Origin of the sequence: Schnuerera sp. (assembly GCF_035459645.1) — a bacterium.
GTDB lineage: Bacteria > Bacillota > Clostridia > Tissierellales > Tepidimicrobiaceae > Schnuerera.
The window spans coordinates 1-8,034 of the sequence record NZ_DATHXO010000047.1 but is presented as its reverse complement, the minus strand read 5'-3'; the positions used below and the strand labels follow the sequence as shown (position 1 = coordinate 8,034).

Annotated in this window: 6 protein-coding genes and 1 riboswitch; all 6 genes read right to left on the bottom strand. The window is 32.2% G+C overall.

Annotated elements, in window-relative coordinates; translation table 11 throughout:
- On the bottom strand, positions 1 to 591 hold a 591-nt coding region (locus VK998_RS01135; RefSeq protein ID WP_325224529.1), incomplete at its 3' end, for an ECF transporter S component.
- Between the two features lie 120 nt (positions 592 to 711).
- A riboswitch (FMN riboswitch) is annotated at positions 712 to 830 on the bottom strand.
- 48 nt (positions 831 to 878) lie between these two features.
- Complete coding sequence (locus VK998_RS01130) at positions 879 to 2,000, bottom strand: ATP-NAD kinase family protein (RefSeq protein ID WP_325224526.1); 1,122 nt, start codon at positions 1,998 to 2,000, stop codon at positions 879 to 881.
- Positions 2,001 to 2,004: 4 nt separating this feature from the next.
- Positions 2,005 to 3,165 carry an amidohydrolase gene (locus tag VK998_RS01125; RefSeq protein ID WP_325224523.1) on the bottom strand — a complete coding sequence of 387 codons (1,161 nt, stop codon included), beginning with the start codon at positions 3,163 to 3,165 and terminating at the stop codon, positions 2,005 to 2,007.
- 54 nt (positions 3,166 to 3,219) lie between these two features.
- Positions 3,220 to 4,566 (bottom strand): sensor histidine kinase, encoded by a 1,347-nt coding sequence (locus tag VK998_RS01120; RefSeq protein WP_325224521.1) that lies wholly within the window; start codon positions 4,564 to 4,566, stop codon positions 3,220 to 3,222.
- 16 nt (positions 4,567 to 4,582) lie between these two features.
- On the bottom strand, positions 4,583 to 6,682 hold the full coding sequence (locus VK998_RS01115) for a Tex family protein (RefSeq protein ID WP_325224520.1): 2,100 nt from the start codon (positions 6,680 to 6,682) through the stop codon (positions 4,583 to 4,585).
- 117 nt (positions 6,683 to 6,799) lie between these two features.
- A protein-coding gene (gene prfB, locus VK998_RS01110; protein WP_325224518.1) for a peptide chain release factor 2 occupies positions 6,800 to 7,856 on the bottom strand; the annotation gives its coding sequence in 2 pieces (ribosomal slippage) (positions 6,800 to 7,828 and positions 7,830 to 7,856; 1,056 coding nt in all).
- Between the last annotated feature and the right edge of the window lie 178 nt (positions 7,857 to 8,034).

Below are 8,034 nucleotides of genomic sequence, written 5' to 3'. Positions count from 1 at the left end.
TGGTGATACTCTTTTATATATCAGCAAAGTTACCAAAGTAACTATAATACCTTTAAATAAGTTAAATGGTACTACTGCATATAGAATTAAGGTTTTAAAATCTACTACATATTTATTTACTGCAGAGCCCATAGCTACTATTTTATCGATAGGTAGTCCAAATAGTTTTGCATAGAAAGGAATCATAAAATAGTAATTAATTATAGATATGGATATAGTCATGGCTAATACCCCTATTATCATTCCTATTATTGCATTTTTAAAAGTTTTGTTCTTATAATATAACAATCCTGCAGTATAAACGTAGATACTTCCTACTAAAAAATTGGCAAACTCTCCAACACCACCAGTACCAGAACCTTCAACTAATAAGTTTAATAAATTCTTAACTAACTGAACCAATACTCCAGCCATTGGTCCTAAAGCAAAGGAGCCTATTAAAGCTGGTACATCAGAAATATCGAATTTCAAAAATGTTGGAGCAAACCATAGGGGAAAATCTAATAACATTAATATTAAAGCAATAACAGCTAAAACTGATATCTTTACCATGGTCCTTGTATTTAGATTTTCCTTTTTTAATGTGTACATAAAAAATCCCTCCATATATTTATTTCTTCAGGGAGGTTTAATAAAACAAGCCCCGAATTAAACTTCGGGGCTTAGATAACTAGATTAACTAGACTAACTAAATTAACTATTAGTATAATCTATGATCTTCTTCCATCCAGACTTTAACTGTCGGCCTCGGAATTTCACCAAGTCAACCAAAAATTTGGCTCGCGGGCTTTACCGCCGGTGAGGAGTTGCACCTCGCCCTGAAGATATTGTTTTTATTAAATTAAGTATAATATAATATTTATCAATTGTCAACTATATTAAAGTCCTTTAACCATATGGATTGCTTCTTCTGTGTAACTAGTTCTAACTTTCATATATCCATTGAACATACTATTTACTTCATCATCTCCTGTATCGACTAATAAAGGTCTTTCTTCTAGAGACATTAGCTTTTGTTTTGAGGCTATTATAATGATATTTTCCTTACCAACTTTTTTTACTACCTCTCCACTAATCTGTTGATTCCCTCTACCAAATATATAGCCTTGGCCACCGATTACAGTAACTATTATTTTAGCTTTATTACCTTCTATATATTTTAATATATCCTTTTCATTAACATCAGAAGCAATTAGTTTTTTATTTTTAACTATATCTATACCTAATAGAGTATTAGGTAATCCCAGTTTTTCCATTATAGGTCTAGTGGAAGTACCTGAACCAACAATATATAATAGATCCTCTTCCATCTGTTCTATGATTTTATCTGATATACCATCTAAAGCTGCACCTTCACCAACTATACCACCAGATTTTTGGTTTTGAACTAATTCTGGTTGAAAGGGTACTTTCATATATCCATATAGTTTTGCTGTAACCTGCCCTTCTCTAAAGGCCTCTTCATCAATATCCATAACTTCCATCTCTTTTATATCCAATTCTTCTTCTTGAAGATATTTTAAAGCTATCTCTCCTGCAGATCTAGGATGGTTAGCATAAACACCTGAATGGATTTTTACCCCTGCTGGTATACCTATTACAGGTACTTTATTTCCTATTACATTGAAAATATTTCTTGCTGTTCCATCTCCCCCTGCAAATAGAATAAGATCTACATCCATATTGACCATCTCACGGGCTACAGTTTCTGTATCCTTTGGACTATATTTTTCTTTTTTGCCTCCAACTATTATAGGGTCAAAACTTAATTCTTTAGCTTCTTCCTCACCCATATTATCAGGACCTGTTAATAATTGAATTTGCTCTTTAATTGGAATTAAAACTTCTAAAGCCTTTTTAGCTTTATTAGGGGATTCAGGAAATGCTCCTAATTCAATAGCTTTTTTTAATACTTCTTCTCCATCAGTTCCTTTTAATCCTACTTTGCCCCCCATACCTGCAATAGGATTTACTATGAATCCTAGTTTCAAAATATTCACCTCTCTATTTTTTATAAACTATTTCTCCATTTATAATAGTCATATAAGTTTTACAATCAATATCTTTTATTGGGTTACTATCGAATATTACTATATCCGCATCCTTCCCTGCTTCAATACTACCAACTCTGTCTGAAATTCCTACTATCTCAGCAGGATTGATGGTTATTGCCTTTAATGCTTCCATCTCATCTAATCCAGATTTATGGGCTAATCCTGCACATATTGGAAGATATTGTAGTGGTATAACTGGCGCATCAGTAGTTATGGCTACCTTTACTCCTGCCTCATTAAGAACCCTCGGGGTGTCAAAGGTAAGGTTTTTCAATTCAAATTTAGATCTATTAGATAGAGTTGGACCAACTATAGCTCCTTTACCTTCTTCAGCTAAATAATCTGCTATTAAATGTCCTTCTGTACAATGGTCTAATGTAATATCTACATCAAATTCCTTAGCAATCCTTAAAGCTGTAAATATATCGTCTGCTCTATGAGCATGAGCCTTAAGAGGAATTTCTTTATTTAATACTTTGGCTAAAGCCTCCATTTTCATATCATATTCTGGCATTTTTGACGAATCTTCTTTTGCAGATTGTTTCTTTTCTAAATAGTTCTTTGCTTTAAATAAATTTTCTCTAAGTATAGCTGCAGTAGCCATCCTAGTTATTGGGGATTTTTTTTGAGATTCATAAACCCTTTTTGGATTTTCACCAAAGGCTATCTTCATAGCTACTGGTTCTTTTACTATCATATCATCTACTCTTTTACCATAGGTCTTTAAAGCTACAAACATTCCACCTATAACATTAGCAGAACCAGGTCCTGTAACAGCAGTAGTTATTCCACCCATATGGGCTTCCTTAAAGGATATATCCATAGGATTAATCCCATCTATGGCCCTTAAATGAGGTGTGACTGGATCTACCATTTCATTTCCATCACTGCCTTCAAATCCTATTCCCTCTTCCCACATTCCAAGGTGACAATGAGCATCGATAAATCCTGGTACTACCATCTTTCCCTCAGCGTCAATTACTTGGGCATCTAATGGTGCAACTAAATCCTTTCCTACTTCTAAAATTTTCCCATCTTTAATAAGGATAGAACCTTCTTCAATTACTCCATTAGTCATGGTGAATATTTTACCATTTTTTATAAATATCATTAAATCTCCCCCTTCAATTATTTCGTTACTCTAATTAATATTATAACCATTATATTATAAATGGGCAATATTATCTTCGATTCTCAATGCAGGAAAATATATAGTAAACTTAGTTCCTTCTCCAGTTTTGCTTTCCACATATACCTTCCCATTATGTTTTTCAAAAGTTTTTTTAGCAATGCTAAGCCCTAAACCAGTACCATTAGAACCTTTAGTAGTAAAATAGGGTTTAAATATTTTGTTTTTAGTTCCTTCATCCATACCTTTTCCCGTATCGGTAATTTCCAATACTATGTAGTCCCCTTCATCATAAGTCCTTATATTCATTATACCCTTATTCCCCATTGCTTCTACTCCATTTAATATTATATTCAATACAGAATGCCTAATATCATATTCATTCGCATATATATAGTTGTTAGAATTTAAATCTATTACTAATTCCATATTATTTGTATCTCCACTGGATGATTTAAACTTATGCTTTATCATATCTATACAATTATTTATTATATAATCAAATTCATATATATCTTTTAAAGATTCATACCTTCCTTTTATATGATTTTTTATTCTATCAGTAATACTTTTTCCATCTAAAGCAGTTTTAGAAATAATTTGAAGATAATCTTTTATTTCCATAGAATCTTCAAGAAATAAAGAAAGTTGAGCATAGCCTAATACAGTTACCAATAAGTTGCTTATATCATGAATAGTCCCTTCCATTAATTCGCCTAAAGTCTTTAAATATTCATTTCTCATAACTTCTTTTTCGTATCTATAATCAATAGCATGATATTCAGCCAGTAAAATTAAAGATTGATGTACCAATTGACTAGGAGTAAAAAACTCAAAATCATCTATCCTATCAACTAATATTGAATCATGGTTGTCCAACATAAATTTTACATAATCCCCATTAAATTCCTCTATTATATATCTTAATATGAATCCAGTTTTCTTAGAATTATTTATAGTTTTTAATTCATCAAAAAGATACTCTATACTCTCCTTATCTAATGTATCCCAAAAGGAGTCTAAAGTTATATATACTTGATTTTTATTAGCCCCATTTTCTTCTAATGCGCCTACTCCTTTTTCTATTGCTTTTAACAATCCTGTCACATCTATATCATCTTCTAATAGAAAATCCTCTCTGCATATGAACATTAATCTACCTAATTTAATAAAACGGCTGAAATCTACATTCCAGATCTTCTTTAGATAGTTTATATTTTGATCTTTTTTATCTTTAGAACATAGATAAACCATTCCTCCACCATTATTAAAATAACTTACTATATGGTCTCCCTTTGGTACTCTTTCTTCCCCATGTTGATTCGAACTTAATACACCAATAAAAGCATTTTTAGTATTTATTATCTTTTCAGCTTCTCCCATTTGTATCCCCCCAGGTTTAAACATCCTTAATACTAAGGCTAATCCTCCCTCTATCTACATCTACTTCTAGTATCCTTACTTGAACAATATCACCTACTTGAACTACTTCCTTTGGATGTTTAACAAATTTATTTGATAAATGAGATATATGGACTAATCCATCCACCTTTACGCCTATGTCTACAAAAGCTCCAAAATCTACTACATTTCGTACAGTGCCAGTCAAAATCATGTCTTTTTTTAAATCTTCCATCTTTAATACATCAGTTCTAAAAATAGGTTTAGGCATTTCATCTCTTGGATCTCTACCAGGTTTTTTAAGTTCTGTAATTATATCTTTTAATGTTAGTGCACCTACATCTAGTTCTTTTGAAATAGATTCAATATTTATCTCATCAATATCTTTATCAATTAGTTTTTCTGCAATAGTATAGGATTCTGGATGAACTGCTGTATTATCTAAGGGATTATCTCCATCAGGTATTCTTAAAAAACCTGCACATTGAGTAAAAGTTTTGGGACCTAATCCTTTTACTGACAATAATTCTTTTCTATTATTGAATTTCCCCTTTTCTTCCCGGTACTTAATTAAATTTGTTGCAACCTTAGAGGAAATACCTGAAACATATTTTAATAAAGATGGACTAGCAGTATTCAAATCTACTCCAACACCATTTACACAATCTTCCACTACCCCTTTTAAAGCTTGGTTTAGCATTTTTTGGTTTAAATCATGTTGATATTGCCCTACACCTATATGTTTGGGTTCAATCTTAACCAATTCAGCTAAAGGATCTTGTAATCTTCTACCTATGGATATGGCTCCTCTAATAGATACATCTAATTCTGGAAATTCCTTCTGTCCTACTTTAGATGCTGAATATACAGAGGCTCCTGCTTCGTTTACTATGATATAAGATATTTTTTTATCTATTTCTTGTACCATTTCAGCTACTATCATTTCAGTTTCCCTAGATGCAGTTCCATTTCCTATAGCGATTATATCCACATTATATTTGTCAATAAGTTCTTTCAACTCTTGTTTTGCTTTTTCAACTTGGTTTTGTGGTTCTGTAGGGTATACTGTGGTAAAATCTAATAATTTTCCAGTCTCGTCTATAACGGCTATTTTGCATCCTGTCCTAAAGGCTGGATCTACCCCCATCACGGTTTTCCCTTTAATTGGAGGTTGCATTAACAAAGGTTTTAAATTAATAGCAAATACTTTAATAGCCTCTTCCTCTGCTCTTTCTGACAAATTGCTCCTTATTTCCCTTTCTATAGAAGGGAATATAAGCCTTTTATAACTATCTTCAATGCTTGATTCTAAATATTCTATAGTTTCTATTGAATTATAGTCTATGACTTTGGATTTTATCTTTGATAATATTTCTTCATCAGGGAAAATTAAACTTACCTTTAAAACCTTTTCCTTTTCCCCTCTATTTATAGCAAGAATTCTATGATTTGGTATGGCTTTGATAGGTTCTTTATGATCATAATACATTTCATATACAGATTTTTGTTGCTCTTTTACTGCTTCTGTTTGAATTATTCCTTTGCTATTAGCTATCTTCCTTATTATATTCCTATAATCTGCATTATCAGAAATTACTTCTGCAATAATATCCATAGCTCCAGCCAAGGCTTCTTCTACTGTATTCACCTCCTTTTCTTCATTGATATAGGATTTGGATACATGTTTTAACTCTCCAATTCCCACCTTTTGAGCTAATATAATATTGGCCAATTCTTCCAGACCTTTTTCTTTAGCAATAGTTGCCCTAGTTCTCCTTTTTGGTCTATAAGGTCTATAAAGGTCTTCTACCCTTTGAAGAGTTTCAGATTTTAAAATATCTTTTTTTAAATCCTCAGTTAATTTATCCTGTTCATCGATCAACCTTATTACTTCTTCTTGTCTCTCCTTTAAGTTCCTCAAATAATTTAATCTATCATAGAGTTCTCTTAAAACCGTATCTTTTAAATTCCCTGTTTGTTCTTTTCGATACCTAGCAATGAAAGGTATAGTATTTCCTTCATCTATTAAATTAAGGGTATTAACAACTTGGAATGATTTTAATTGAAATTCCTCTACTAATATTTTAACTATATCCATCTTTTTCTCATCTCCTTTTGTATGGTCTGGTGTAAAAACATTTACTAGCCCATATAGTATTATTCAACAAAACTTTAAAAAATCCTACCTAATTTTTGAAAAAAATAGCCTTCTCTATTAGAAGGCTTTTTGTTTTAGATATTCATTTATAAATAGATCAATATCTCCATCTATAACCTTGTTAATATCTCCTATCTCTGCCTCCGTCCTATGATCCTTTACCAGACTATAGGGATGGAATATATAGGATCGAATTTGAGAGCCCCAAGCTATTTGTGTGTATTTCCCTTGTAAATCTTCTATCTTCTCTTTTTGTTCCTCTTCTTTTAATTGTATAAGTTTTGCCTTCAACATCTTCATAGCAGTTAATTTATTGCTATGTTGAGACCTTTCATTTTGGCATTGTACTGTAATCCCTGTAGGTACATGGGTTATCCTAACAGCTGAATCAGTAGTATTTACATGCTGCCCTCCAGCTCCACTTGCCCTATAGGTATCAATTTTAATATCTGACTCGTTTATTTCTATATCTATATCGTCATCTAGTTCTGGATATATATCTATACTTGCAAAAGAAGTATGTCTTCTATTAGAAGAATCAAAAGGAGATATTCTCACTAATCTGTGAACTCCCTTTTCAGATTTCAAATAACCATAAGCATTAAATCCTTTGATGAGCATAGTTACAGATTTTATACCACCTTCTGTATCTGAAAGCAAATCTAATACCTCCACTTTAAAACCTCTTTGATCAGCCCACCTTTTATACATCCTTAAAAGCATCTCCGCCCAATCCTGTGCCTCTAATCCACCAGCACCTGAATGGATGGAAATAATAGCATTATTTTTGTCATATTCACCTTTTAATAAGGTAGAAAGCTTAAACTCCTCTGCATCTTTTGATACCCTTTCAAAATTCTCTTTTATTTCCTTATATACATGGTAATCCTCTTCTTCAATGGATAATTCTATTAATACTTCTAAATCCTCCACTTTATTCAGTAAATCTTCGTATTCTTTTACTTGTCCTTTTAAATCACTTATCTTTTGCATTATTTTTTGAGCCTTGTCTGAATCATCCCAAAAATCTTCTGCAAAGGACTTTTTCTCCAGCTTTTTAGTTTCATTTTTCAAGGCATCAATGTCAAAGTGAAACACCCAATTCATCTATCATTTGTCTAATCTCTGCTCTTTCTCACACCAAAGTGTGGCGCGTTCGTTTGCAGTCTTGAGGAACCTGTTTGCGGCTGTGTCTGTGATGCTTGTGTCTAGTTGCTTGGCCATGTGTCACCCCCGTGTCACCAATGTGTGACCATTATGGGCGCATAATAACGGGACCGTCAATGTTCGTA